20 protein-coding genes are annotated in these 26,133 nt (G+C 60.3%); 10 read left to right on the forward strand and 10 right to left on the reverse strand.

The annotated features are described in order from the left end of the window. Positions 1 to 75: 75 nt before the first annotated feature. On the forward strand, positions 76 to 912 hold the full coding sequence (locus tag OHL20_RS11950; protein WP_263383404.1) for a GNAT family N-acetyltransferase: 837 nt from the start codon (positions 76 to 78) through the stop codon (positions 910 to 912). A 21-nt stretch (positions 913 to 933) separates the two neighbouring features. After that, on the forward strand, positions 934 to 1,785 hold the full coding sequence (locus OHL20_RS11955) for a lysophospholipid acyltransferase family protein (RefSeq protein ID WP_263383405.1): 852 nt from the start codon (positions 934 to 936) through the stop codon (positions 1,783 to 1,785). Positions 1,786 to 1,902: 117 nt separating this feature from the next. Here the strand turns inward: OHL20_RS11955 and udk are convergent, their stop codons facing one another. The 5 genes from udk to cdd all read right to left on the reverse strand — a co-directional run bounded on the left by udk (position 1,903) and on the right by cdd (position 6,536). After that, positions 1,903 to 2,544, reverse strand: a complete 642-nt coding sequence (gene udk / locus OHL20_RS11960) for a uridine kinase (RefSeq protein ID WP_263383406.1) — start codon at positions 2,542 to 2,544, stop codon at positions 1,903 to 1,905. 2 nt (positions 2,545 to 2,546) lie between these two features. Continuing rightward, the gene (locus OHL20_RS11965) at positions 2,547 to 3,404 is read right to left on the reverse strand and encodes a purine-nucleoside phosphorylase (protein WP_263383407.1); all 858 of its coding nucleotides are present in this window, start codon (positions 3,402 to 3,404) and stop codon (positions 2,547 to 2,549) included. A gap of 12 nt (positions 3,405 to 3,416) precedes the next feature. Further along, the gene (locus OHL20_RS11970; protein ID WP_263383408.1) at positions 3,417 to 4,655 is read right to left on the reverse strand and encodes a NupC/NupG family nucleoside CNT transporter; all 1,239 of its coding nucleotides are present in this window, start codon (positions 4,653 to 4,655) and stop codon (positions 3,417 to 3,419) included. Between the two features lie 83 nt (positions 4,656 to 4,738). After that, positions 4,739 to 6,097 carry a thymidine phosphorylase gene (locus OHL20_RS11975; RefSeq protein WP_263383409.1) on the reverse strand — a complete coding sequence of 453 codons (1,359 nt, stop codon included), beginning with the start codon at positions 6,095 to 6,097 and terminating at the stop codon, positions 4,739 to 4,741. 4 nt (positions 6,098 to 6,101) lie between these two features. Next, positions 6,102 to 6,536: a cytidine deaminase gene (gene cdd / locus OHL20_RS11980; protein ID WP_263383410.1), complete on the reverse strand. Its 435-nt coding sequence runs from the start codon at positions 6,534 to 6,536 to the stop codon at positions 6,102 to 6,104. Positions 6,537 to 6,661: 125 nt separating this feature from the next. On the opposite strand from cdd, the gene OHL20_RS11985 reads away from it, so the two are divergent. Together OHL20_RS11985 and OHL20_RS11990 are read left to right on the forward strand one after the other, a co-directional pair. Continuing rightward, entirely contained in the window at positions 6,662 to 11,521 is a 4,860-nt protein-coding gene (locus tag OHL20_RS11985) for an Lhr family helicase (RefSeq protein ID WP_263383411.1), read from the forward strand. Further along, a complete protein-coding gene (locus OHL20_RS11990) occupies positions 11,514 to 12,467 on the forward strand; it encodes an Fpg/Nei family DNA glycosylase (protein ID WP_263383412.1) in 954 nt (317 codons plus the stop codon). The genes OHL20_RS11985 and OHL20_RS11990 overlap by 8 nt, the downstream gene beginning before the upstream one ends. Before the next feature lie 3 nt (positions 12,468 to 12,470). Here OHL20_RS11990 and OHL20_RS11995 read toward each other — a convergent pair whose 3' ends face one another. Both OHL20_RS11995 and OHL20_RS12000 read right to left on the reverse strand, forming a co-directional pair. After that, positions 12,471 to 15,086: a PBP1A family penicillin-binding protein gene (locus tag OHL20_RS11995; protein ID WP_263383413.1), complete on the reverse strand. Its 2,616-nt coding sequence runs from the start codon at positions 15,084 to 15,086 to the stop codon at positions 12,471 to 12,473. A 45-nt stretch (positions 15,087 to 15,131) separates the two neighbouring features. Then, positions 15,132 to 16,895 carry a proline--tRNA ligase gene (locus OHL20_RS12000; protein WP_263383414.1) on the reverse strand — a complete coding sequence of 588 codons (1,764 nt, stop codon included), beginning with the start codon at positions 16,893 to 16,895 and terminating at the stop codon, positions 15,132 to 15,134. A gap of 372 nt (positions 16,896 to 17,267) precedes the next feature. Between OHL20_RS12000 and OHL20_RS12005 the strand changes: the two genes are divergently transcribed. The 4 genes from OHL20_RS12005 (at position 17,268) to alaC (ending at position 20,413) form a co-directional block, all read left to right on the forward strand. Next, on the forward strand, positions 17,268 to 17,996 hold the full coding sequence (locus OHL20_RS12005; protein ID WP_263383415.1) for a Crp/Fnr family transcriptional regulator: 729 nt from the start codon (positions 17,268 to 17,270) through the stop codon (positions 17,994 to 17,996). A gap of 81 nt (positions 17,997 to 18,077) precedes the next feature. After that, entirely contained in the window at positions 18,078 to 18,719 is a 642-nt protein-coding gene (locus OHL20_RS12010; RefSeq protein WP_263383416.1) for a redoxin domain-containing protein, read from the forward strand. After that, entirely contained in the window at positions 18,719 to 19,192 is a 474-nt protein-coding gene (locus tag OHL20_RS12015) for a protein-disulfide reductase DsbD N-terminal domain-containing protein (protein ID WP_263383417.1), read from the forward strand. Before OHL20_RS12010 ends, OHL20_RS12015 begins: the two co-directional genes overlap by 1 nt. A gap of 30 nt (positions 19,193 to 19,222) precedes the next feature. Beyond that, entirely contained in the window at positions 19,223 to 20,413 is a 1,191-nt protein-coding gene (alaC, locus tag OHL20_RS12020) for an alanine transaminase (protein WP_263383418.1), read from the forward strand. Positions 20,414 to 20,440: 27 nt separating this feature from the next. Here alaC and OHL20_RS12025 read toward each other — a convergent pair whose 3' ends face one another. Then, entirely contained in the window at positions 20,441 to 22,033 is a 1,593-nt protein-coding gene (locus OHL20_RS12025) for a DHA2 family efflux MFS transporter permease subunit (protein ID WP_263383419.1), read from the reverse strand. Positions 22,034 to 22,066: 33 nt separating this feature from the next. Between OHL20_RS12025 and OHL20_RS12030 the strand changes: the two genes are divergently transcribed. Continuing rightward, complete coding sequence (locus OHL20_RS12030) at positions 22,067 to 22,522, forward strand: MarR family winged helix-turn-helix transcriptional regulator (RefSeq protein ID WP_263383420.1); 456 nt, start codon at positions 22,067 to 22,069, stop codon at positions 22,520 to 22,522. A gap of 7 nt (positions 22,523 to 22,529) precedes the next feature. On the opposite strand, the gene gltX is transcribed toward OHL20_RS12030, so the two are convergent. Next, complete coding sequence (gltX, locus tag OHL20_RS12035) at positions 22,530 to 24,032, reverse strand: glutamate--tRNA ligase (RefSeq protein WP_263383421.1); 1,503 nt, start codon at positions 24,030 to 24,032, stop codon at positions 22,530 to 22,532. 117 nt (positions 24,033 to 24,149) lie between these two features. On the opposite strand from gltX, the gene OHL20_RS12040 reads away from it, so the two are divergent. Then, complete coding sequence (locus tag OHL20_RS12040; RefSeq protein ID WP_263383422.1) at positions 24,150 to 25,034, forward strand: Nif3-like dinuclear metal center hexameric protein; 885 nt, start codon at positions 24,150 to 24,152, stop codon at positions 25,032 to 25,034. Here OHL20_RS12040 and OHL20_RS12045 read toward each other — a convergent pair. Then, positions 25,031 to 26,083, reverse strand: coding sequence for an AI-2E family transporter (locus OHL20_RS12045; RefSeq protein WP_263383423.1), 1,053 nt, complete (start codon positions 26,081 to 26,083; stop codon positions 25,031 to 25,033). The two genes, OHL20_RS12040 and OHL20_RS12045, sit on opposite strands and share 4 nt — an antisense overlap. Positions 26,084 to 26,133 lie beyond the last annotated feature (50 nt).

Here is a 26,133-nt window from a genome sequence, read left to right on the forward strand (position 1 = left end):
CAGAAGCGCCCGCAAGATGGTATCGAAAGCTCCTGGCTGCACAACGTTCTAGCCACAACGTTCCAAGGAGAGTCGATGCTTATTGCTGCAGGTCAGTCCGCTCCTGTCTTCGTCTCCACTTCGATTCCAGCCCTGCTTCCTGATGTCTCGACCGTAGATCAGCTTCCATCCAAGAAGGACATTCGGCTTGAGACAGGAGCATACGTGGCTCGTCTTGCGCTTACGGATCGAGAGCGCATTGCTGCATTTCGCCTTCGCTTCCTGGTATTCAACCTGGAGATGCAGGAAGGTCTTGAATCGGCTTACGTTGATGGCTATGACGTCGATCGCTACGACCAGGTCTGCGACCATCTGATCGTCGAGGAGAAGTCGACCGGCGAGATCGTTGGAACCTATCGGATCCAGATGGGCGATGTTGCTGGCCGATACTTCGGCTATTACAGCGAGCAGGAGTTTGACTTTGCTCCGTTCGCTGGCATGAGAGAGCAGATCGTGGAACTCGGTAGAGCCTGCATTCAGCGCGACCATCGCTCGACCGAGGTGCTGCATCTTCTGTGGCGCGGCATCGCTCGGTACGCACTCGCGAATGGTGGAAGATACATGATGGGCTGCTGCAGCCTGACCTCGCAGGATCCTGAAATGGGTCATGCGGTGTACGAGTCGCTGCGGGGGTTTATGGTGGAGCCAAATCTGCTCACGGTTCCTACAACTGCGTTCAAGCTTCCTGCCAGCAGTAAGCCGATGCTTGGTATGCGAGCGCCGAAGCTGTTGCGTGCCTATCTTACGATCGGGGCCAAGATCTGCGGTGCTCCTGCGATTGATCGGGAGTTCAAGACGATTGACTTCCTTACCTTGCTTGACCTGCAGACGCTTCATCCGCGCATGGCAACACGCTTTCTCGAGGGCTGCTAAGTCGATGCGGTGGCTTCGCGTATGAGCAAGCTCTGCCGTTCGCTGTATCGAAGCGCTTATCTTCTTATCCTGCTGATTGCGGCGAGTATCGACGGTCGTATTCGCAGGCCGAAGGTCGGTGCGGAAGGTGCGATCTGGATTCATAACTGGTGTCATCGCATCGTGAATGCGCTGCGCATCGAATGTACGATTAAGGGTTCGCTTCCGACCAGCGGAGCCGTTGTCTCAAACCATCTCAGCTATCTCGATATTCTGCTCTACAGCGCAACAACTCCTTTTGTGATGGTGGCTAAGAAGGAGCTTCGGAGTTGGCCGCTTTTAGGTTGGCTGACTGCGCAGGCTGGAACCGTTTATGTGCAGAGGTCAGAGGATCGTAGACCGGGCGAGCTTCGGCAGGAGCATTCCGAGGTGAATGGGATGATGGCCGAAGCGTACGCGAGCGGTCTTCCAGTGCTCTTCTTTCCGGAGGGAACGACGACGGATGGAGAGCAGGTTCTCCCATTTCGGCGAGGACTTTTTCACTCGGTGCTGAACGGTGGGATTCCGCTTCGAACGGCTGCGTTGCAGTTTCAGGTAGGCGAGAGAGATCGAACTGCGATTGTTGGACGCGATGTCTGCTTTGTGGGCGATGCTCTCTTTGGACCGCACATCTTTCAATGTCTCGGGCTGCACGAGCTTAAAGCGCAGATCAAGTTCGGTGGCGAAGTCTTGCAGCGAGAGGATCGTTTTGTGTTGTCCCAGAGTGCTCATGCTGCGGTGTCCGAGCTTCATGGCAGTCTTGCAGATCGGCCAAAATATGCGTCGGAGATTGAGCGTCGCTATGAGAAGAGTCATTGGCCCGAAGGTCTGGCGAACGCCCCAGAACGGCCATGACCCCCCTCCCCCTACCTAAGTACGAAAGTCTTCAAAACAGGTGGGTTAGGTATGTCCTGGTGCACACTCTGCGACTCTTTCTGAGTGTTGGAGAACCTGCTCTGAGGGTGGGGTTTGTCAAGTAATTGCCCGGCGAAGTCGTTGGAGTATCTGTTCTACCGACCAGTCGAGTGCGTCTGTTCCTTCAACCGTTACCGTAGCGTGTGCTGCGGACGGGAGTACAAACATATCGGCCATGGGTCGCGCCGTGGCCTCGTATTGATCACGGACGGAGGCCTCTGAGCGACCGCGCTCGCGGACGTCCCGGTGGATTCGTCGCGTGAGGCAGAGTGAGTGTGGAGCGTTGACGTAGATGCTGAAGTCGTACAGCTTGCGCAACGACTCGTAGTGCAGCGCGAGAATGCCTTCGACGATGAGCACCTTGGCCGTCTGCACGCTTTCTGTCACGCCCGCGACACGGCTATGAGTTGCAAAATCGTAGACGGGGCGATCGATCGCACGGCCATCTGCGAGCGTGGCGACGTGGTGCGCGAGGAGATCCGATTCGAGCGAGTCAGGGTGGTCGAAGTTCTGTTGCGCGCGCTCGTCAGGCGGCAGGTGGCTGAGGTCGTGATAGTAGAAGTCCAGCGGAAGCAGCGTGGCGTTGAGTTGGGAGGTTAGCTCACGGGCAAGCGTCGTCTTGCCGGAGCCGGAGCAGCCGCCGATGCCAAGGATGAAAGGACGCTGGTGGTAGAGCGGAAGTTGTTCGCCGGCACTCACGCTTAGGTCGCGCTCTCGGAAACAATTTGTGGAACGAGCGCCGTGAGCAGGCTGGTGAACCGCTTCTCGACGCTTCGACCAATCTCCATCACCTCTTCGTGATCGATCTGCTCATCCACGATCCCTGCAGCCATGTTGGTGACGAGTGACAGCCCAAGCACCTCGATTCCCATGTGGCGGGCGACGATGACCTCGTGAACGGTCGACATGCCAACCATGTCTGCTCCGAGGGTGCGGAAGGCACGTATCTCGGCGGGCGTTTCAAAGCTGGGGCCGAGGACAGCGAGGTAGACGCCCTCGGTGAGGGTGAAGCCCTGGCGTATGGCTTCATCGATGGCCATGCGGCGGAAGCCTAAGGCGTAGGCCGTGCTCATGTCGAAGAAGCGTTGGCCTGAACCTTCTGCGAGGCCGAAGCGCGGTTCGTTGGGTCCAAGCGCGGCGTTCGTTCCGGTGAGATTGATGTGGTCTGCGATGGCGACTAGTTCGCCCGGCTTGAGCGAGGCGCGTATGCCTCCGGCAGCGTTGGTGATGATGGCCGAGCGCACGCCAAGGAGTCCAAGCACACGCATCGGGAAGGTGACCTCATCCATCAGGTAGCCTTCATACGCGTGAACACGGCCCTGCATGACGGCGACAGCAACACCTGCGATGGTCCCAATTACTAGCTGCCCGGAGTGTCCTTTTACGGTCGACTGCGGGAAGTGCGGAATGTCGGCGTATGGAATCGCTACAGCATTGTCGACATGATCTGCGAAGCCGCCAAGGCCGGAGCCGAGGATGATGCCTAACGTCGGAGCGAGCGAAATTTGCGTCTGTATGTAGGAGACTGCTGCGGTCGCATTGCTGAAGATATCGGTCATGGAATCTCTACTTTATTTGATGAGCATCGAGACGATGCTTGCGGACATCAGGTTGGCCATGGTGCCAGCGAGCATGGCGCGTAGGCCAAGCTGGGCGAGGTCGTTGCGGCGATTGGGGACGAGAGCGCCGATGCCACCGATCTGCATGCCAATGCTGCCGACGTTGGCGAAGCCGCAGAGGGCGAAGGTGGCGATGGAGAAGGTGGTCGGGGCCAGCGTGGCTTTCATCGCGCCGAGCTGGGTGAAGGCTACGAACTCATTGATCATGGTGCGGGTGCCAAGCAGGTTGCCGATGGTGCGGGCGTCGTGCCAGGGGATGCCGATGAGCCACGCGACGGGAGCGCCGACTACGCCGAGGATCGCGTTGAGCGAGTGAGGGAAGGGAATATTTCCATGGGCCCAGGCGAAGTTCGAGATGCCGAGCATCATGGCGTTGAACAGGCCGACAAGGGCGACGAAGCTGATGAGCATGATGGCGACGTTGAAAGCGAGCTGACCGCCATCGATGGTGCCGCGCGCGATGGCGGCGATGAAGTTCTCGTTCTTGTGCTCCTCATTTGGTGGCATGTGGACGGTGCCTGCGGTGGCGGGAACTTCGGTCTCGGGGACGAGCATCTTGGCGATGAGAATGGTGCCGGGCGCGGTCATGATGACGGCGGAGAGCAGGTCCTGCGCGTTGATGCCGAAGCTGATGTAGGCCGCCATGATGCCGCCTGAGACGTGCGCCATGCCGGAGGTCATGATGACCATAAGCTCACTGCGGGTCGCGCCCGCGAGGAAGGGACGGATGGTGAGCGGGGCTTCGGTCTGGCCCATGAAGATGCTGGCGGCAACGTTGGTACTCTCGGCACCCGAGGTGCCCATCGTTCGCTGCATGATCCAAGCGACGACACGGATGATCTGCTGCATCAGGCCAATGTGATAAAGGATCGCAAAGAAGGCCGAGATGAAGATGATGGTCGGCAGCACGGCGAAGGCAAGCACTGCAAGCGAATCACCGGGGGTGCCGAGGCGGCCGAAGACGAGCGAGGAGCCATCGACTGAGTGGGCGAGCAGCGAGGTGATGACGGCGGAGACCCGATGCAGGATCACCTGGCCGGCGTTCCACTTGATAACCATGAAGGCGAAGACGATCTGCAGGCCGAGTCCCCAGATAACCGTTCTCCAGCGAATGGCACGGCGATCGGTCGAGAAGGCGTAGGCAAGGCCGAGAAACGTGATGAGTCCAAGCAGACCGGTAAATCGTGCCAAGAGGTGCTCCCTGTGTGTAGTCGCTGGCTGAGAACGGTGTCGCTAGTGTAACGAATCCGTCACAAAGGGATGTGCTGTGGCAGTTAGCGGAGCGTTTCCGCCGTGATGATGCTGCGAACTATGGGCTGGCGGACGGGGGACTGATCGGCGATCTGGAGGGTTCGGCGGAGCATGGTGAAGGGTTCGTCGATGAGGCTGGCGTCGTCGCTGAAGAGGGTGCAGAGGGGCTGACCGGCTTCAATCCAGGTGCCGAGCTTGGCGTGCATCTCGATGCCGGCAGCAGCGGATACGGGCTCCCCGGGTGTGGTGCGACCGGCCCCGAGGCGCTGGACGCACCAGCCTACTTCGGTGCAATCCATGGCCGCGAGATAGCCGCTGCGTTCGGCGGAGAGGATGCGTGTGGCGGTCGGTTTGTGGAGCGCAGCTGGATCGTCGAAGGCAGCAACGTCTCCACCTTGCAGGGCGACCATGGCGAGCCAGGCTTTGTAGGCCGAGCCGTTTTGCAGGGCTTCATCGGCGAGGGCTGTACCGGCTTCGGGTGTGGCTGCGAGGCCTCCTAGATAGAGCATCCATCCGGCGAGGATATTCGATAGCTCGATAAGGTCCGCGCTCATGGGATGGCGTATGCCTTTGAGGATGTCGATGCATTCGCGGACCTCAACCCAGTTGCCGGAGAAGCGTCCTAGGGGTTCGTCCATGGAGGTCAGGAGGGCGGCGGTGCGCGTGCCTGCGGCTTCGCCGGTCGCGACCATGAGGCGGGCGAGGTGTTTGGAGTCTTCGTAGCGGCTCATGAAGGCACCGCTGCCAGTTTTTACGTCGAGGACTAGGCCGTTGAGACCGGCGGCCAGCTTCTTGCTCATGATGCTGGCGCAGATGAGGTTGGGAGATTCGACGGTGCCTGTGTGGTCACGCATGGCGTAAAGGATGCGGTCCGCGGGGACGAGGCTTGGCGTCTGGCCGACGATGCTGGCTCCGCATTGGGAGATGACCTCGGCGAACTCCTTGAGGGAGAGCTGCGTGCGAAAGCCGGGGATGGTTTCGAGCTTATCCAGCGTGCCGCCGGTGTGGCCGAGGGAGCGACCGCTGATCATAGGGACGGCAAGGCGTGGTGAGGAGGCGAAACCTACTGCGGCGACGATGGGCGCGATGAGGAGGGAGGTCTTGTCGCCGACGCCGCCGGTGGAGTGCTTGTCGACTGTGAAGGCGTGGAGCGGTGCGGAGTCGAAGACCTCGCCGGAGAAGCGCATGGTCTGCGTGAGGGTAGCGAGCTCGCGGGCGTCTAGACCACGCAGCCAGACGGCCATGAGGAAGGCACCGATCTGGGCGTCGGACGTGGTGTGGTCGACGACACCTCGGATGAAAGATTGGATCTCGGCGTCGGAGAGGCTGAGGCCATCCCGTTTGTGGCGAAGGATGTCGATGGGGTAGATGGGCTCTGTCATAAGGTTAGTGAGCCAAATGGAAGCCGGCGGGGAGCATCTCGCTCATCGAGGTGACGGCGATGGTGCCGTCTTCGGCCGGGTAGAAGATCCAGGTCTCCGGCGTGCTGAACTCGAGGATGGTCTGGCGGCAGGCACCGCAGGGCTGGCTGGCTGTTCCATTGAGGTTGGCAACGGCGACGGCGCGAAGCTTGATGGTGGGGCCGTACTGGCTGACGGCGGTGGCGATGGCCGATTGCTCGGCGCAGGTGGTGAGCCGGTAGGAGGCGTTCTCGACGTTGCAGCCGATGACGATCTCGCCGGTCGCGAGCAGGAGGGCTGCGCCTACACGGAAGTTGCTGTAGGGCGCGTAGGCTTGCCCGGCCACGGCGACGGCTTGCTTGTGAAGCTCGGCGATCGTTTCGGTGCTCAGACCGCTGCGGTCTTCGGGGGTTGTCGACATGATGTCTGAGGCTATCGGCTGTAGCGTGTCGTGGCAAGTGACATGGTCTGTTCACAGGATGGACAGGGTGCGGTTGTTCTGCATCGAACTCAGGAATGCAGCGAGTATTCTGCTGAAAGCTATTGATGCCACGGACTCCCTCCATTCCGAAGAAAGCCGCTGCAAAGAAGACTGCAAGTCCAGCTCCCGTCGCGGTGAGTTTGGAGGCGGCTGCGGACGCTGCGCTGGCGTTGTTCCATCCGATGACGGCGGCATGGTTTCGCGCGGTCTTTGACGGCCCCACGGCACCCCAGGTGGAGGGTTGGCCTGCGATTGCTCGCGGTGAGTCGACGTTGATCCTTGCGCCTACGGGCACGGGCAAGACGCTGACGGCGTTCCTGTGGTGTCTCGACAAGCTGATGCTGCGGACCGCTCCGGATGCAGTTAAGGGATGTCGAGTCCTGTATCTGTCGCCCCTCAAAGCGCTTGCAGCTGACGTGGAACGGAATCTTCGCTCCCCGTTGGCAGGTATCGCGAATATGGCGAAGCGGGAGGGTGTCGCGGTGCGCATGCCGGAGATCAGCGTGCGGACCGGCGATACATCGCCTAAGGAGCGAGCGCGTTTTGTGCGGCATCCCGGGGACATTTTGATCACGACGCCGGAGTCCCTGTACCTGCTGCTGACGTCGCAGGCGGGAGAGTCGCTTCGCTCGGTTGAGACGGTGATTATCGATGAGATTCATGCGCTGGTGCCGAGCAAGCGAGGAGCGCATATGGCGCTGTCGCTTGAACGACTAGAGGCGCTGACGGGCCGCCGGCTGCAGCGTATTGGCTTATCGGCGACACAGCGGCCGCTGGAGGAGGTGGCGCGCTTTCTCGGTGGTGCAGACACGAGCGGCGAGGTTGTTGCCGAGGCTGCGACGGCACTCCCGCAGGCTGCGGAGATCGATGCTGAGGTCTCGAGTGTGTTGATGGAAGTGGCTGGCGATGAGGGGGATCGCAAGGCGGATGCGGGGGTTCATGCGCCTCGGTATCGTCCGGTCACGATTGTCAACGCGGGAGCGCGGAAGGTTCTTGAGCTGAAGGTCGAGGTTCCGGTTGAGGACATGGCGAAGCTCGGCGAGATCCAGGATCAGCCGAGTGGACCGGCGTCACAGGGGCCGAAGCGGACGTCGATCTGGCAGTCTATTCATCCGCGGTTGCTGGAGATTATTCGTTCGCGCACGTCGACGCTGATCTTTGTGAATGCGCGCCGCGTGGCCGAACGGCTTGCCGGTGCGTTGAATGAATTGGCAGGGGAGCAGATTGCTCGGGCCCATCATGGGTCACTGGCGGCGGCGCAGCGGAGTGAGATTGAAGAGCTGTTGAAGGCGGGAAAGATTCGCGCGCTGGTCGCGACCTCATCGCTTGAGTTGGGGATCGATATGGGTGCGGTCGACCTGGTAATCCAGATTGAAGCACCGCCGTCGGTCGCGAGTGGGATGCAGCGGATCGGGCGCGCTGGTCACCAGGTTGGTGCGCCTTCGACGGGCATTATTTTTCCGAAGTACCGGGCTGATTTGATCGCGTGCGCAGCCGTGACGCGGGCGATGCACGAAGGGCATGTAGAGTCGACGCGCTTCATGCGGAATCCTCTCGATGTGCTGGCGCAGCAGATGGTCGCGGTGATTGCGCATCCTCCGTTGAACGAGGCGGATGCGGAGCGGCGCACGAAGCACAAGTCCGAAGAGGAGGAGAGTCCGGGAATCAGCTATGCCGGTTTGCTGGCGCTGATCCGCAGTGCTGCACCGTATGCTGCGCTGGCGCAAGGTGTCTTCGACGGCGTTCTCGATATGCTCGCCGGTCGCTATCCTTCGGACGAGTTCGCCGAGTTGCGGCCACGCATCACGTGGGACCGCACGCGGAACTGGCTGACGCCTCGTAGCGGTGTGAAGCGCATTGCGATTCTGAACGGCGGCACGATTCCCGATCGCGGATCGTACGGTGTCTTTCTTGCGGGGTCGCCTGCGAAGCCGATCCGGGTGGGCGAGTTGGATGAAGAGATGGTTTTCGAATCGCGTACCGGGGACACCTTCATCCTCGGCGCGTCGACCTGGCGGATCGAAGAGATCACCCATGATCGGGTTCTGGTTTCGCCTGCGCCGGGTGATCCGGGCAAGATGCCGTTCTGGCATGGCGATCGTGCAGGTAGACCGATTGAGTTTGGCCGGCGCATCGGTGCGTTGATTCGCGAGTTGCGCGATATGCCTCGCAGTGTGGCCATCACGCGCCTTACGCAGGAGCATGACCTTGAGCCGGGTGCTGCTGAGAATGTACTGCGCTATCTAGCCGATCAGGAGCTTGCCACCACCGTTGTTCCAGACGATCGCAACATCGTGATTGAACGCGTTCGCGACGAGCTTGGGGACTGGCGGATGTGTGTACTTACGCCGTTTGGCAGTCGCATCCACGCGCCGTGGGCCATGGCGGTCGCAGCGAAGATCCGCGCAAACGGCGGTGCTGAAGTCGAAACGATGTGGAATGAAGATGGCTTTGTTCTGCGCTTCCCCGAGACGGACGAGGCACCCAACGTCGAGCAGGTTCTGCCCGAGCCGGAGGAGGCTGCGGAGCTGGTTCTGCGTCAGCTTGGATCGACCGCACTCTTCGCTGCGAAGTTTCGTGAGAGCGCAGCGCGTGCGCTGCTGCTGCCGCGTCGGCGCGCCGACGGACGCACTCCACTCTGGCAACAGCGTAAGCGATCCTACGACCTGCTGAGCGTCGCCTCGCGTTATGCGTCCTTTCCAATTTTGCTCGAAGCGTACCGTGAGTGCCTGCGCGATGTCTTCGATATGCCAGCGTTGATGGAGACGCTGCGCAGCATCGGCAATCGTAGTCTGCGCGTGCATACGGTTGATTCGCGCACACCTTCACCATTTGCATCCGCGCTGCTCTTCAGCTACGTGGCGAACTACATTTACGATGGCGATGCGCCGCTGGCCGAACGCCGTGCCCAGGCGCTCTCGATCGATCAGGATCAGCTCCGCGAGTTGATGGGCGACGCGGATCTGCGCGAACTGCTCGACCTGAACGCCATCGAGGAGACTGAAGAGCAACTGCAGTGCACGGCAGAGACCTACAGGGCGCGCACGATGGACGGCGTCCATGATCTGCTGCTTCGCCTCGGCGATTTGAACCGTGTGGAACTCCGTGCACGGAGTGTCTCGGAGGAGGTTGCGGAGAGCGTGACGCGACTGATGCGTGCGCGGCGTGTCCTCGAAGTCACGGTAGCCGGTGAGAAGCGCCTGATCGCTGTGGAGGACGCAGCGCGCTATCGCGATGCGCTTGGTGTGCCGCTGCCGCCCGGTCTCCCCACAGCCTTCTTGAATGTCGTGCCGGATGCTCTGCTCGATCTTCTTCGTCGCTTCGCGCGAACGAATGGACCATTCACGATTGAGAATGTAGCGCACCGTTTTTCGCTCCCGGTTGTCAGTGTGGAAGCTACCTTGAACCGGCTTGTCGAGACCGGACGCATCATCGAAGGCGGCTTTCGACCTGGTGGTATTCATCGCGAGTGGTGCGACAACGAGGTGCTGCGATCCATCCGGCGCAAGTCGCTTGCGCGGCTTCGCAAGGAGGTGGAGCCAGTCGAGCAGAAGACCCTGGCTCGGCTGTTTACACGGTGGCAGGGAGTCGTCCAACCGAGACGCGGACTCGATGCGTTGCTGGATGTGATTGAGAATCTGCAAGGAGCACCGCTGCCTGCATCGATCCTCGAAACGGAGATCCTGCCGTCGCGCATCCTGAACTACAAGCCTGCCGATCTAGACACGTTGATCGCTGCGGGTGAGGTCGTGTGGTGCGGGCTCGATCCGATTGGCGAGCGGGATGGACGCATCGGGCTTTACCTCGCTGAAAGGCTGTCACAGCTCTGGCCGGTGATGCCGCCCGCTGCTCCGGAGCGTCCAATGCGCGATGCGGATGGCGTGATCCTTCCTGTCGTTGAAGCTGTGGCGACACGCGAGGAGGAGATCATCGCCTACCTGCGGCGCAATGGTGCTTCGTTCTTCGGGGATCTGCACGAAGGGCTTGGCGGCGGATACCCGGGTGAGACGCTTGACGCTTTGTGGTCGCTCGTGTGGAAGGGACTGCTTCGCAACGATGGCCTTGCAGCGCTGCGTGCCTACTGCGATAAGCCTGCGGCGAGTAGCGGTCGCAATGCCAAGCCGAACCGGCGTGTCCATCAGCAGACAGGCTTCCGAAGCCGCCGCACCACGCCACCTACGGCGCAGGGTCGCTGGTCGTTGCAGGCCGTCGCGTTCGAGACAGATCGATCGGCTACGGCCTGGTCGCATGCGATTGCGCAGCAGCTGCTCACGCGCTATGGTGTGGTCTTTCGCGAGACCGCGCATGTGGAAAATCTACCTGGCGGCTTCTCGGCGATCTATGACGTGATGAAGGCGCTCGAAGAGAGTGGCAAGATTCGACGTGGATACTTTGCCGCAGACCTTGGCGCTACACAGTTTGCGATGCCTGCGGCGGTCGATCTGCTGCGTAGCCTGCGGATAGCGAATCAGGATGATCGCGCCGAAATGCTGCAGCTTGCGGCGACGGATCCGGCGAATCCGTATGGCGCTTTGCTGCGGTGGCCCACGGCTCCCGATGCTGGCTCCTCGTTGACGCGCAGCGTTGGGGCCAGGGTGATCCTCGCGGATGGCGCGTTGGTGGGCTACCTGCGGCGCGGCAATCCAAACCTCCAGATCTTTCTGCCGGAGGAAGATCCGCAGCGTTCGCAGGTGGCGCGCAGCCTCGCGGAGTTTCTGGTGCATCGCGTGCAGGAGCAGGGAGGTGATCCGAGTGCGCGCGTTGGAATGTTGATTACCAGCATCAACGGCGTTGCGGTTGCCGAGCATCCGTTCGCACGCTTCCTGCTCGATGCAGGCTTCCATGCCGCACCGCTTGGCTTCAATGTACGCAGGAATCTGCCGCCGCTGCCGGGCTCTCCAAGAGAGGCGGTCGCGAATGCCTGAGGGCGACACCATCTATCGCTCAGCCCGCGCGATCCAGAAGGCAATCGGCGGTAAGGTCGTCACGGGTTTCGACACCGGCCTCGCGAAGATTGCGAGGGTGAACGATGACACGCCCATCGTCGGCCGAACCGTCGAGAAGGTGACGTCACATGGCAAGTGGCTGTTGATCTACTTCTCGGGCGATCTGATTCTCGTCACGCACATGCTGATGAGCGGCACATGGCATCTCTATCGAACTGGCGAGAAGTGGTGGATGGGGCGGGAGCGGATGCGCGTCGTGATCACGACGGCGGACTGGCAGGCCATCGCCTTCAACGTTCCGATCGTCGAGTTCTATACGGCGCGGACGCTTGAGCGCAACAGTCAGATTCCCAAGCTTGGGCCGGATATTCTTTCGTCTGATTTTACGGTGGAGAGCGGTGTGGAGCGGCTGCGGCAGTATGGCCTGGCAAACCCCGACGCGGAGATTGGCGTCGTGCTGCTGAACCAGCGTGTACTTGCCGGGCTGGGCAATGTTTATAAAAGCGAGGTTCCGTTCACCGCTGGTGTGAATCCGTTCCGAGCCATGAAGACGTTGACGCCCAAAGAACTGGATGTCATGGCCGAGGTTTCGCAGCGATACATGAAGGCCAATGTGCTCGATGGCTCAGGCGACGGGATCATTACCTACTCGGGCAATCGGCGCACAACCCACGCGAACAATCGTGAGGAGCGCCTCTGGGTCTATGGACGGCAGGGCCAGGAGTGCCGGCGATGCGGCGCAAAGGTCATGATGCGCAAGCAGGGAGAGCAGGCACGATCAACCTACTGGTGCCCGGAGTGCCAACCATGGGTCGCGATCAACACAGGGGAAGTTGCGGCTGGCTCCGAGACCCCGGTAGGCACCCAGAACACCGCACCGGTCGGGCGAACCATGTCGCCTCGTCGCCGCAAGGTCGGTTGCTAACGTCTACTGCGGCGGCTGTGGAGGTGGCGTCTGCTGCTGCTTATCGCCGGAGCCACCGAACAGCTTCTTGAAGAAGTTCTTCTTCTTGGGCTGTGCAGGATCGGCCGAGGGCGTAACGTTTGGATCGACCGGCACCGCAGGGCGATAGGGCTTCTGCGTTGCAGGCGAGTTTGGTGAAGGCGCATTGCCCGGGTATACCGATGCTGCCGGAGGTTGGTCCGCGTTGGTGCCACCGCCGAAGAGTCTCTGAATGAGACTCTGCGGATTTTCGGTCATCTGGCTGCAGGTCCCCTGGGGAGCCGTACCGTCGAGGAAAGCGGCCGTGTAGTTGTTCGTGCACGAAGCATCCGCGAGCAGGTTGGTGACCTTATCGAGGCGCACCGTGGTGACCCCGCTCGGAGCCGTGAAGGTCTTCATGTCGGAGTACTGCGGAAGCTTGATGGCGCGGTTCATAAACTGCGCCCAGATGGGAGCGGCGGTATCCGCACCCTGAACCGGTTTTGCCAGGCCATTCGAGATATCGGTGTAGTCGTCGTTGCCAACCCAGACGATGCAGAGGAGATTGGACGAGTATCCGGCGAACCAGACATCGTGTGAGGTTCCCGTCTTGCCAGCTGCGGGAGCGGTGAAGCCGAGTCGTCGGACGGCAGATCCGGTGCCGCGCGCCATCACGCCTTCGAGCAGAGATTGGGTGAGATAGGCGGAGCGAGGGTCCATAACCTGGCGGGCTTCGGGAGCGAAGTCGGAGACGATGTCGCCCGCCGTGTTGCGGACGCTTGCGAGCAGCCACGGGGTAAGGTGGACGCCGCCATTGGCAAAGGTTGTGTACGCGCCGGCCATGTCGAGCGGAGATGCGCTATAGGTTCCAAGAGCGACCGACGGTGTAGCACGGGCAGCGGTGATGCCAGCAGAACGTGCGAGGGCAGCTACGTTCTCATAACCGACCAGTTGCGCAAGGGCAATGGTGGCGATGTTCAGTGAGTGCTCAATGGCAGTGGCGGCGGTGACCATGCCAGGGTACTCGCCCCGGACAAAGTTGCCAGGCGTATAGGACTGCCCTCCGGTGCTGAAGTCCTGGGGATCGTCGTTGAGTTTGGTGACGGCAGTGAAGACTCCACCCTCGCCGAGTGATTGACTATTGAGAGAGGAGTTATAGGCCGTGGCGTAAACGAACGGTTTGAAGATCGATCCGGTAGGCCGCTTGGACACTGCGTGGTTCAACTGACTCAGCCCGTAGTTCCGCCCGCCAACCAGCGCGAGCACCTGACCTGTGTGGGGATTGAGGGCAATGAGGGAGACCTGTGGATAGGTGATCGGGGCGGACGGACCACCTTTTGAGGTCTTGTGCAATTTGCGGATCAGTTCGTCGACATTCTTCATGCCAACATCAACTGCCTCTGAGGCGGCCCGCTGCAACTCGGGGTCAAGCGAGGTGTAGATGCGCAGGCTCGCATGGCTCATATCCTGATCGCTCATGCGCTGTGAAAGCTGCTCATGGACGAGGTCGACAAAGTACGGCGCCTCGCTGGCCTCGACATTTTGCGATGCAAGATGGATGGGCTCGGCCTTGGCGCGGCTGGCCTCCGCTTCCGTGATTGCACCCGTCTGCACCATGGAGTCGAGCACAAGGTTGCGTCGCTCCATGGCACGATCGGGGTGGCGATACGGATTGCGGCGGCTGGGGTTCTGAATCAGCCCGGCGACCATCGCGCACTCCGCGAGATCGAGTTGGCCAAGGTCTTTGCCGAAGAAGGCCTGTGCCGCTTCGCCGACTCCGTTGACCGCGTAGGATCCGCGCTGGCCGAGGTTGATCTGGTTGGCGTACATCTCGAAGATCTGCTGTTTGCTGAAGTGAGATTCAAGCTGGAAGGTGATCATCACCTCGGCGATCTTGCGGGAGATCTTCTTATCCTGCGAGAGGAAGAAGCCGCGCGCAAGCTGCTGCGTCAGCGTCGATCCTCCGCAGTTCATGCGTTGCGCCAGGACGTCCTGCACCGCGCACTTCGCGATGCGGACGTAGTTGATGCCGCCATGCTCGAAGAAGCGACGATCTTCAATCGCGGTGACAGCCTGAACGAGGCGGGGCGGAATGTTCTTATAGGTCACAAGCCGCCGCTTCGTACGGTTCTTGTCCTCTGAGAGTGCCGTGATGAGTTGTGGCTCAAGCTCGTAGGCGCGCAGTGCCGCACCATTCTCTGCGGTGATGCTCTGGACGACACCGTTCGCTGTGCTGATCGTCGCGCCGTCGGTCGAGTGGTAGCTCTCTGCACCCGGCTTGATGAGGATGTTGTCACCATTGACTTCGAATGATCCAAGCTGCGGGTTGCTGTTGTAGCCGGCCCGGCGCAGGTCCTGCCCGATCAGGGCGACCGTCATCTTCTGCCCGGTGCGGACCTCGCGCGGCGCGGCGTAGATCTGTGCCACGCTGGCGAACATCGGCCCTGCGGCGAGCCGATCGTCGACCACGTTCTCATAGTGGTGATACAGGTAGCCGAAGATGCACGCGCCGATCAGCACAACGGCCAGGATCGCCACAAGAAAGACACGCGCCACGCGCCAGCGAAAGCTGGTCGACTGCGGAGAACGAGAGGGATTGCCAAGCTTGAGTTTGACGGCCAAGGGCTTCTTTCTGTCAGACGAACTGGGTGAACATATCGTTTGCCGTTAGGCTGAAAGCGTTTTGCGAAGCTCTGCGACTACCTGGTCAAGAGCGATGTCCTTGTTGGTCGAGGTGAGACGATCGATAAATTCGACCTTACCCTCAGCAACACCTCTCCCTATGTTGATGCGGTAGGGAATGCCGACGAGGTCCGCGTCTTTGAATTTCACGCCCGCTCGTTCGTCGCGATCATCAAGCAGAACGTCGAATCCGGCGGTATCAAGGTCCTCAGCAATCGTCTCGCCTGCTGCGAGCAGGGCAGCGTCTCCAATGTTCGTAATCGTCACGACCACTTGAAACGGCGCAATGGCAGCAGGCAATGCAAAGCTTGCGCCACCGTTCTCGGCTGCCGCGGTCTCGATTGCGGAGGTCAGGATGCGCTCGATACCGATGCCGTAGCTGCCCATGATCGGCGTGGTTTCCTTGCCATCGCGGTTCAGCACGGAGGCACCCATGGATTTTGAGTATTTATAGCCAAGCTTGAAGATATGGCCAATCTCGACCGCCTTGCCAAGCCGCAGCGGGCTGCCATCGATGGGGCAGCCCTCGCCCTCAAGGATGTTGCGTACATCGGCAGTCACGGTCGGCTTGAAGTCGCGGCCGGGAGTCACATTGCGCAGGTGGTATTCCGCCTGGTTCGCACCGGCGATCAGGTTCGTCCGGTCAGCGAGCGCGGCGTCCAGGATTACCAGCGTACCGGGCTTCTTCGGGTGCGGTGCGGCTGGGATGCCGATCGGTCCGAGGTAGCCGGCAGGCGCGTTGAAGACCGTGGCGATCTCTTCGGGCGTCATGGGGCGAAGCTCTGCGGCGCCTGCTATGGCCAGCAGCTTTGCCTCATTTACCGTATGGTCGCCGCGCAGGAACACGACGACGGACCGCTCGGCACCGATTTTGCTGTCGGACGGCATGATGGCGGTGAAAGCCATCGTCTTGATCTGGTGCTGGGGAGCGCTTTGGAGGAAAGCACTGACCTCGTCGATGGTGCGGAAGCCGGGCGTATGGACCAGTTCGGGCGTCCCGTCCCCGGACGGCGCTAGATCTTCGATAACGAAGGGTCGCGAGGTAGCCTTCTCCAGATTTGCCGCATATCCCGAGGTCGAACTGGCGATCAGGTCCTCGCCTGCCTCGGTGTAGACCATGAACTCCTGCGATTGCGAGCCGCCCATCGCGCCGGAGTCTGCCTCGACCGCGACGAACTTCAGACCGCAGCGCGTGAAAATTTTGCGGTAGGCTTCGTCGTGCTTCTGGTAGGAGAGGTCCAGTCCAGCCTCGTCGATATCGAATGAGTAGGCGTCCTTCATGATGAACTGGCGCACGCGCAGCAGGCCCGATTTGGGACGGGGTTCGTCGCGAAACTTGGTCTGGATCTGGTACCAGATCTGCGGAAGCTGCTTATAGCTCCGCAACTCCTTGCGGGCAATGTCGGTCACCACCTCTTCGTGGGTCATGGCGAGGCAGAGCTCGGCGCCCTTACGATCCTTGAGCCGGAACATGTTGTCGCCCATGCCATCCCACCGGCCGCTGGCCTCCCAGACCTCCTTTGGATTTAAGGCAGGCAGCAGAAACTCCTGGCCGATTCGGTCCATCTCCTGGCGAACGATGGCGACGATCTTGTTGACGGACCGGTTCCCAAGGAAGAGGTAGCTGTAGATGCCGGCTCCGAGCTGGCGAACGTATCCGGCGCGCAGAAGCAGTTTGTGGCTTGCGACCTCCGCGTCGGCCGGGGCCTCGCGTAGGGTGGGAATAAAAAGCTGTGACCAGCGATGCATAGACTTGAACAACCTTCCATGACGGCGGGATGAGCCATCGAAGCCCTATTTTACCGTTCGTTCCCCGGGTGAACGAGCCGATAAGGCTTGAATGGGGTGCTAAGGTTCTCCTGCCACGGCCCGGCAGGGTTGCTCCGTCATCCCTGCCAATGCGGAACTCCTTCATTCTTAGGGACAAATCCTTAGGCTTATGTTTGCTGTAAGACAGACTAAGGCGAATGTCCAGCGTATGTTCAAGGCTACTGCAACTGACCTTGAGATCGAAATGGGGCAGGTTTTGTGTCTGGGGAAGTTTTGTCGAAAGATAATCTGAGGGGTAATGAGGTATCGGGATCGCGCGGTTCGTCGTCTCCGCAAACGACGGACTCGCAAGTGACTCTACCCTCAACTGGTAATGGTCTGGCGAGGCCGCGTAACTACATCCTCGCGCAGATGCCCGAAGCCCAGTTCCACTACCTGTCGAAGTTCCTCGTTCCGCTGGACCTTCCCTTAGGCTTCCATCTCTCGCAGCCACACCAGGATATTGAGAACCTTTACTTCCCGACCAGCGGCCTGATTTCGACAGACGCCCTGACTGAGAGCGGTGATTCGGTTGAGGTTGGCGTGACTGGGCGCGAAGGTTTCGCCGGTGTCGTCGGTCTGCTGGGCTATCCGCAGATGGCGCACTCCGTCATCATGCAAGGGTCAGGTGCAGGCTATCGTATCCGCATGTCTGTCTTTCGTGAGGAGTTTCTCAAGGGTGGACAACTCGCCCAATTAGTCCACTCGTTCCTCTACATGCAGATGACCCAGATGACGCAGTCTGTGCTCTGCAATCGGCTGCACCCGGTTGAGGCGCGCCTGGCGCGATGGTTGCTGACCTCTGCCGATCGCATGGAATCGAATATGTTGCAGCTTACACAGGAGTTTCTGGCGCAGATGCTTGGCTCCCGCCGCTCGACCGTTACGGTGGCTGCCGGAAGCCTGCAGCGTGCCGGGTGGATCGACTACACGCGTGGCCGCATCCAGATCGTCAACCGTGTAGGCCTCGAAAGTGCCGCCTGCGAATGCTACCGGATTGTGCGAACCACGTACGATCGTATGCTTCCTGCAAACTTCTAACGGCCCACGCCTCCCGCTTTGCGACTAAACTTGAGATAGGCAACAGGTTGATATGGAACACCTGTGCCGAGAGGAATCGCAATGAAGCGAAGTGCGCTGGTCATCGTTGTCTTTGTCGTCGGGATCTCCCTCATGCTGTGGGCTGGATGGCATAACCTCCGTGAGCGGCGTCTGGCGCTCCAGAAGGCGCAGGAGAACCGTATCGTTCTGGCTCCGGCCACGCCCGGTAAGGATGGATCACCGACTGCTGATGGAGATGCGCCTCCGCAACTGCGTGGCAAGGCTGCACCGGGCTTCACGCTGGTCACGCTCGATGGCAAGAAAATCTCGCTGGCGGATTACAAGGGCCGGCCGGTGCTGGTCAACTTCTGGGCGACCTGGTGCGCGCCTTGCAAGCTCGAGATGCCGTGGTTTGAGGAGTTTCGTGCCAAGTACCAAGGGCAGGGCTTCGAGGTGCTGGGCATCGCCGAGGATGACGCGGGCAAGGATGAGATCGCCAAGTCGGCCAAAAAACTCGGAGCGACCTACCCGATTCTCCTGACCGACGGCAAGATTGCGGACTCCTACGGCGGTATCGACTACCTTCCCATGTCCTTCTACGTCGATGGCAAGGGCATCGTGCAGGAGCAGACGGCTGGACTGGGCTCCAGAGACGAGATCGAGGCGAACATCAAGAAATTGATCGCCGGGAACGGCGCCGTCCCTGTGGCAGGTGGTCAGTGATGCAGCTTCGGAGCATCATCACGGTTGCGGTTGTGTCGACCGCTTTCCTGCCCATGATCGCGCAGGATGCCGTCAAGCCAAAGAACACCGTCGTCTATGTGGCGGAGCAGCAGAGCGTGGCAGCAGGGAAGAAGTCGACGGTTGACCTGCATTTCCGGGTTGTCGATGGATACCATGTCAACTCCCACACGCCAAAGTCAGAGTTTCTGATCCCGACGGCTCTTAAGACTGAACCGCTCGGCGGCGTGACGCAGGGAACGCCTATCTACTCGACGGGGCAGGAGTTCAGCTTCAGCTTCTCACCAACCGAAAAGCTGGACGTCTACTCGGGTGAGTTCACGATCAAGCTTCCTGTGACTGCCGACGCCGGTGAGCACACGGTCGCGGCTACGCTGCACTATCAGGCGTGCGACCATGCGGCGTGCTACCCACCGAAGTCACTCCCGCTGCAGGTCCTGTTTACGGCAAAATAGAGTTTAGGATTCAGGAGTCCTCCCGGCACAATGGAAGAGTTTAGAAGGCTGACGCGCCTCCCCGCATATGTTTTTAACATCACAGGCGAACTGAAAGCCGCGGCCCGCAAGCGTGGCGAAGACATCATCGACTTCGGCATGGGCAATCCCGATGGCGCGACACCCAAGGCAATCGTCGACAAGTTGATTGAAGCGGCACAGCGGACGGCGACGCATCGCTATTCGCTTTCGCGCGGCGTCCCCCGTCTGCGCAAGGCGATCTGCAACTGGTACAAGACCCGCTATAACGTTGATCTTGATCACGAGCAGGAGGCCATCGTCACAATCGGCTCAAAGGAAGGCATCGCCCACCTTTGCCTCGCCGTGCTCGACGACGAGGACACGGTTGCAGTCCCGAATCCAAGCTATCCGATTCATATCTTCGGACCGGTGATCGCAGGATCAAAGATCCAAAGCATCGCCATCGACGAAACTCCTGATCAGGATTCAAACGCACTGATCGAGCAGCTTGAGCATGATCTTCCGCGCATGTCGCCACGCCCGAAGCTGTTGATCCTGAACTTCCCGGCTAATCCGACGACACAGTGTGTCGACCTGCCGTTCTTCGAGCGCATCGTCGCGCTCTGCACAGAGCTTGGCATCTACATCATTCACGATCTTGCCTACGCAGACATTGTCTTTGACGGCTATCGCGCGCCTTCGATCATGGAGGTCCCCGGCGCGAAGGAGATTGCAGTCGAGTTCTTTACGCTCTCGAAGAGCTACAACATGCCGGGTTGGCGCGTCGGCTTCATGGTTGGCAATCGCAAGCTTGTTGCGGCCCTCGGGCGGATCAAGAGCTACTTCGACTATGGAACCTTTACGCCCATTCAAGTCGCAGCGATCTCGGCCCTCGAAGGCAATCAGGATTGCGTCGCCGACATCGTCGATAACTACAAATGCCGCCGCGATTGCCTTGTTCCCGGGCTGAACAAACTCGGCTGGAACGTCGCTCTGCCGAAGGCTACCATGTTCGTCTGGGCGCGAATCCCGGAGCAGTATGCAGCCCTCGGCTCCATCGAGTTTTCGAAGAAGCTTCTGCTGGATGCAAAGGTTGCGGTGAGTCCAGGGGTTGGTTTTGGCGACCACGGCGACACCCACGTTCGCTTCTCGCTCATCGAAAACGAAGAGCGAACGCGTCAAGCGTTGCGGGGCATCAAGCAGATGTTCAAGGCTGGCTGAGCGTCGCTCTAGTGCCCGCCCGCCGCCTCAGGACGGCTTCTCGCGCTTCTTCGGGAGGCGCATCAGAAACGGCAGCGGCACGAGTATGAACAGCAAAGCCGACAGCACAACAAAGGCATTCTGATAGCTCAGCATCGTCGCCTGCGACTGCATCTGGCGATAGGCTGTGCCGATGGCAGTCTGGCTGGCCTGTGCGGCAGACATGCCTCCGGCCGTGAGTAGTTCGGTCATGCGGGCCATATAGATGCGATAGGAAACACTGCCGCGGATTACATTTGAGCCGAGGACCTGTTGGTGCGTCTGTGACGTGCGGGCAATGAACGTGGTGAGGAGCGCGGTGCCGGCGCTCCCACCAATATTGCGGGCGAAGTTCGAGAGGCTTGAGATCTGGTTCGACTTGTCCGCTGGAACCCCGACGTAGTTAAGCGTGCTGATCGGGATGAAGATAAATGGCAGCGCCATCATCTGCAGGATGCGCCACTCAGTAGCGGCTCCGAAGGAAGTCGTCAGGTCCAGTCGCGTCAGGTTGTAGACGCCCACAGCCGTGAAGAAATAACCTGCGGCGGCCATGGCGCGGGGGTCCACCTTGCCGACGGTTCTGCCCGCAATCAGCATCATGACCATTAGGACGAAGCCTGCGGGTGACAGGACCATCCCGGCCCGTTCGGCCGTGTAGCCGAGCAGCGTCTGTAGATACTGCGGAATCAGCACGGTCGAGCCGAAGAGCACCATCCCGAGAATCAACTGCAGGAAGACGGCGGTGCCGAAGTTACGGTTCTTCAGCAGCTTGATATCGACGATCGGGTCGGGATGAAACCACTCCCAATAGACAAACCACACCAGCAGGATGATCGCGGTAAAGAATGTAAAGCGGATCATCGGGTCGGAAAACCAGTCTTTCTCCTGCCCCTTATCGAGGGTGAACTCGAGGAGGCCAACGCCGAGCGCGACCAGACCGAGGCCCATAAAGTCGACTTTGAGGTGCTTTGAGGCCTCTTTGCGTGCGATCAAGTGCGGCGGATCTTCAACCATACGGTTCGAGAGGTAAAGCGAGAGCAGTCCGACGGGCAGATTGATGAAGAAGATCCAATGCCAGTTGAAGTTGTCGGTGATCCAGCCGCCAAGCGTTGGGCCAATCGCCGGGGCGAAGACGACCGCCATCCCGTAGACTGCGAAGGCTTGTCCGCGCTTCTCGATCGGGAAGGTATCGGCCAGGATGGCCTGCTCGCTCGGTGCGAGACCGCCGCCGCCGAGGCCTTGCAGAATTCGAGCGAGGATGAGGAAGGGCAGCGTCGGCGCAATGCCGCAGAGCAGCGAGCAGAGCGTGAAAACGGTGACGCAGGTCATGTAGACGCGCTTGCGGCCGAAGCGATTCGAAAGCCAGCCGGAGATTGGCAGGATGACAGCCGACGCCACGAGATAGCTTGTCAGAACCCAGGTTGCTTCGTCCTGGCTTGCACCGAGCGAACCGGCGATGTGCGGCAGCGCAACGTTTGCGATCGAGGTATCGAGAACCTCCATGAAAGTCGCAAGCGTGACGGTCAGGGCGATCGCCCACGGATTATGCTTTGGCTTCCACTGGGGGAGCGTGAGCGGCCGAACTTGGGCGAGCGTTGCCATATCAGTCTCCTGATATTATCTCAGGAGACTGATATGTGCGAATTAACTGAGAAGACCGAACTGGAAGCAAGCCGTCGCCAGATAGCACGGCTGATGAAACGGTTGATGCTTCATTTCCGCACGGAGATTGACGAGCAGCTTCGCCCGTTCGGTGCGACGAAGGCGCAGATCCAACTGCTCTGGGCCATTCGCAGTGCGCCGGGTAGTTCGGGAGCGCATCTTGCCCGCGCCTGCGAGGTGACGCCGCAAACGATGCAGGCGCTCATCCAGAAGACGGAGGAGAGCGGCTGGATTGTGCGCGGCAAGGACAGCGTGAATGATCGCATTGTCACGGCATCGCTGACGGCTGCCGGTGAGGAGTTGCTGGTGACCGCCGATCGTGTGATCAAAGGCATTGAAGCGCAGCTTTGGCAGGGCGTTTCACCAGAGGCTATCGAGACATTGAGCAGTGTTTTGGAGCAATGTCTCGCAAACGTGACCGCGACGTAGCGCTTTGCTACTTGCGGGGATTTGTGGCCAGCTTCTTCTGGGTGTCGAGAAAACGACGGAGCCGGTCGATGCTGCGAGCCTTGCCGAAGATGACCAGCGATTCGAGCAGCGGCGGCGACATCGTGCTTCCCGTGAGGATGGCGCGGAGAAGCATGAAGTTCTCCTTGACAGACCAGGAGTTCGTTTCGCCTAACGCTTTCAGCGCGGGCTCGATTGCTTCCGTCGTCCAGTCGGTCGCTTCGAGGGTCAGGAGTTGTTCGGCGGCGAAGACAAGTGTCTCTTCGAGGGTGCGCTTCTTCGGGAGAAAGACATCCTGCGGCGGCATGATGTTGTCAGCGAAAAAGAAGTTGGTGATGTCGCCGAACTGGCCAAGCGTCTCGATGCGGGTCTGCATAATCGCAGAGATCTGGCGGAGGTAGTCGTCGCTGAAGACCAGGGCGCGGACGGCCTCGTAGAACGCATCTGGCGGCAGGGCGCGCAGGTACTCTCCGTTGAGCCACTTGAGCTTGGTGAGATCGAAGACGGGGCCGCCAAGGCGAATCTTCGGAACCTCAAAGCGCTCAATCATCTCGTCAAGCGAGAAGATCTCCGTCTCCTTCGCTCCGTTGACGACCTCGACCGGCGTTGGTGTCGGCATCCCGCCACCCATCAGGCCAAGAAAATTAACCATGGCCTCGGGCAGAAATCCAGCCTGACGATAGTAGACAAGCGAGACAGGATTCTTCCGCTTGGAGATCTTGCTCTTATCCAGATTGCGCAGGAGCGGCATGTGCCAGAAGCGCGGCTGCTCCCAACCAAAGGCCTGGTAGAGGAGGACGTGTTTCGGCGTGGAGGAGATCCATTCCTCGGCGCGGATGACGTCGGTGATGCGCATCAGGTGATCGTCGACGACGTTCGCAAGATGGTAGGTCGGAAAGCCGTCGGACTTCATAAGGACCTGATCGTCGACGTTCGAATGCTCGAAGGTGATAGTGCCGCGCAGCTCATCGCGGAAGGTTGTCGAACCTTCGGGGACCTTTATGCGAATCACATACGCGCGGCCCTCCGCCAAGTAGGCGTCGATCTGCTCCTGCGATAGCTCGCGGTGGCCACCATCGTAACGAGGCGGAAGCTTGGCAGCGGTTTGGCGCTGCCTCAGCGCCTCAAGCTCTTCGGGTGTTTCAAACGCACGGTAGGCGGTGCCGTTTGCGAGAAGTATTTCTACGTGCTCGCGGTAGATGTCGCTGCGCTCGGATTGGCGATATGGTCCGAATGGGCCGCCGACGTCGGGGCCTTCGTCCCAGGTGATCCCGAGCCAGCGAAGTGCATCGAAGATCATCTGCTCGGAGGTGGCGACGAAGCGGGCGCGGTCCGTGTCCTCAATGCGAAGGACGAACTTACCGCCGCGCTGGCGGGCATATAAAAAGTTGATCAGGCCGATGTAGGCGGTGCCGACGTGCGGGTCTCCGGTAGGCGAAGGGGCGATGCGGACACGAATGGGAGGCTGGTTTTCTGGGATGCTTTGCGTCATGGGAGTCGGTCAACTCCCATGGTAGCAGGGCCAACCCCTTCTCCTGCCGTGCCTGGACAAGCAGTGGCCAGGACAATCTGCAGCGCCTTGCGTAGTCTGGTGGCGAGGGATTTGACCATGAGTGTGTCTCGTCGAATGTTTCTCGCTGCGGGTGCAGTCGGAACGGGTTGGATGCTGGTCCCGGAGTTGCTGGGTAGCGTCGTTGCCGCGCCGGTAACGGTGGGAGTCGTGATCGACCGCATCAAGGAGCACGTAGGCGTGCCATGGCGTGCGCAGACAGTCGACAATCTGCTGGCTGGCGATCCGGGGATCGTGGTGACGGGCATTGCGACGACGATGATGGCGACGTTCGAGGTGTGCAAGCGGGCGCAGGCGCTCGGTTGTAACTTCATCATCACGCATGAGACCCCGTTCTATCTCCATCAGGACAAGACGGACGATATCAAGGACAACGGCGTGCTGTTGGCGAAACAGAAATTCCTTGCGGATCACGAGATGGCGATCCTCCACTTTCACGATCACCTGCACGCGATGCATCCCGATGGCGTAGCAAAGGGTATGGTCGAGCAGCTTGGCTGGCAGGCCAACGTGGATACGGGCGGCGATCTGAAGCGGCTGCACTTCGACGGTATGAGGCTCCAGACGCTGGTGCAGGGCATTGCAACGAAACTCGGGGCGAAGACGATCCGGGTGGTAGGAAATCGAGAGTTGCCCGTTCACCGTGTGGCGACGAGCTGGGGCTATTGCGGTCGGGAGGGTGGCATCGCGCTTCTCGCCGACCCGCAGGTTGAGGTGTTGATCTGCGGCGAGACCCGCGAGTGGGAGTTGGTGGAGTACGCCCAGGATGCAATTACGGCTGGACAGGCAAAGGCGCTCGTGGTCGTAGGCCATGTGCTTTCAGAGCAAGCCGGCATGGAGTTCGCCACCTCCTGGTTGAAAACCTTTGTCACGGAGGTGCCCGTAAAGTTTGTACCTGCGCCCGAACCGTTCTGGCTGGGCTAAAGCTGAGGGCTGTTGCGTGCCTGATACATGTCGAGCAGGGCGCCGGCAGTGGTGAAGATCACAGGCCCGAGAATAATGCCCGGGATGCCGAAGAGCGCAACGCCGCCGATGATAGCGAGCAGGATCGCAACCGGGTGGGTACGGAGGCGCGACCCGACGAACATCGGGTAGAGAATGTTGTCGATCGTGCTGACGATCACGCCTCCCCACACCGCGAGCAGCGCGGCTTTGCCCCAATGGCCGCTGAGACCGAGGTAGACAGCGATGGGTCCCCAGACCAAAATCGCGCCGACCCCGGGGATCATGGCGAAGGCACAGGTAGTAAACGACCACAGGATCACGCCGGGAACCCCAAATAACCAGTAGGCGAGACCGGCAAGAATACCTTGGAGCGCGGCGATGCCGGCGCGGCCAAGGGCGGTCGCCTTAATCGTGTCGTCAACGCGGGCGAGAAGGACGCTGGTCTCGTCTTCACGGAAGGGCAGCGTCTTGCAAAGAAAATTGAGGAAGACACTGCGGTCGCGAAAGAGGAAAAACAGGATAAACAGCATGAACACGATCTGCGTGATGATCAGGATCGAGTGACCAAGGAGCCAGAAGAGGCGGCGTCCCAGGAAGGTGGCCGAGGCCTTGATGGTCTCATCGACGTCGAAGGAATCCGTGACGGTCTGGATGCGGGCGGTGAGCGTAGGGTGACGAGCGAGCAGCGCGGCAAACTCCCGATGGCTGGCCTCATGGCGCATGACGCTTACCGCCGCGATAGCTTGCTGTACGATCTCCTGCGCGAGAAAGAAGCACGGAATAATGATGGCCAGGATGACCGCGAACAGCGCGATAGCGGCGCAGAGGTTGCGATTCTTTACCTTGGTGCCGAGCCAATCGTAGGGGTGCTGCGTGATGACGGCGAGCACGACAGCTCCGGCGATTGCAGAGAAGAGCGGCCGAAGGATGAGGGCACAGAGAATGAGCGCCGCCGTGGTGAGCAGGTAAAGTGTGATCTGGTTGTGAGGCTTTGAGAGAGACTGCGGGGTTGGTGTCTGGTCGGGCAACTCGGCGTCCTCCGTCTCTATATAGATGCATCGGATTTTACGGCGAGGCT

It is taken from the genome of Granulicella arctica (genome assembly GCF_025685605.1).
GTDB lineage: Bacteria > Acidobacteriota > Terriglobia > Terriglobales > Acidobacteriaceae > Edaphobacter > Edaphobacter arcticus.

Excerpts from the sequence above, each read along its gene's own strand:
- OHL20_RS11950 (WP_263383404.1), top strand. The coding sequence starts at position 76 with ATGCTTATTGCTGCAGGTCAGTCCGCTCCTGTCTTCGTCTCCACTTCG.
- OHL20_RS11955 (WP_263383405.1), top strand. The coding sequence starts at position 934 with ATGAGCAAGCTCTGCCGTTCGCTGTATCGAAGCGCTTATCTTCTTATC.
- OHL20_RS11965 (WP_263383407.1), bottom strand. The coding sequence starts at position 3,404 with ATGACCGATATCTTCAGCAATGCGACCGCAGCAGTCTCCTACATACAG.
- OHL20_RS11975 (WP_263383409.1), bottom strand. The coding sequence starts at position 6,097 with ATGACAGAGCCCATCTACCCCATCGACATCCTTCGCCACAAACGGGAT.
- cdd (WP_263383410.1), bottom strand. The coding sequence starts at position 6,536 with ATGTCGACAACCCCCGAAGACCGCAGCGGTCTGAGCACCGAAACGATC.
- OHL20_RS11985 (WP_263383411.1), top strand. The coding sequence starts at position 6,662 with ATGCCACGGACTCCCTCCATTCCGAAGAAAGCCGCTGCAAAGAAGACT.
- OHL20_RS11990 (WP_263383412.1), top strand. The coding sequence starts at position 11,514 with ATGCCTGAGGGCGACACCATCTATCGCTCAGCCCGCGCGATCCAGAAG.
- OHL20_RS12000 (WP_263383414.1), bottom strand. The coding sequence starts at position 16,895 with ATGCATCGCTGGTCACAGCTTTTTATTCCCACCCTACGCGAGGCCCCG.
- OHL20_RS12010 (WP_263383416.1), top strand. The coding sequence starts at position 18,078 with ATGAAGCGAAGTGCGCTGGTCATCGTTGTCTTTGTCGTCGGGATCTCC.
- OHL20_RS12015 (WP_263383417.1), top strand. The coding sequence starts at position 18,719 with ATGCAGCTTCGGAGCATCATCACGGTTGCGGTTGTGTCGACCGCTTTC.
- alaC (WP_263383418.1), top strand. The coding sequence starts at position 19,223 with ATGGAAGAGTTTAGAAGGCTGACGCGCCTCCCCGCATATGTTTTTAAC.
- OHL20_RS12025 (WP_263383419.1), bottom strand. The coding sequence starts at position 22,033 with ATGGCAACGCTCGCCCAAGTTCGGCCGCTCACGCTCCCCCAGTGGAAG.
- OHL20_RS12030 (WP_263383420.1), top strand. The coding sequence starts at position 22,067 with ATGTGCGAATTAACTGAGAAGACCGAACTGGAAGCAAGCCGTCGCCAG.
- gltX (WP_263383421.1), bottom strand. The coding sequence starts at position 24,032 with ATGACGCAAAGCATCCCAGAAAACCAGCCTCCCATTCGTGTCCGCATC.
- OHL20_RS12040 (WP_263383422.1), top strand. The coding sequence starts at position 24,150 with ATGAGTGTGTCTCGTCGAATGTTTCTCGCTGCGGGTGCAGTCGGAACG.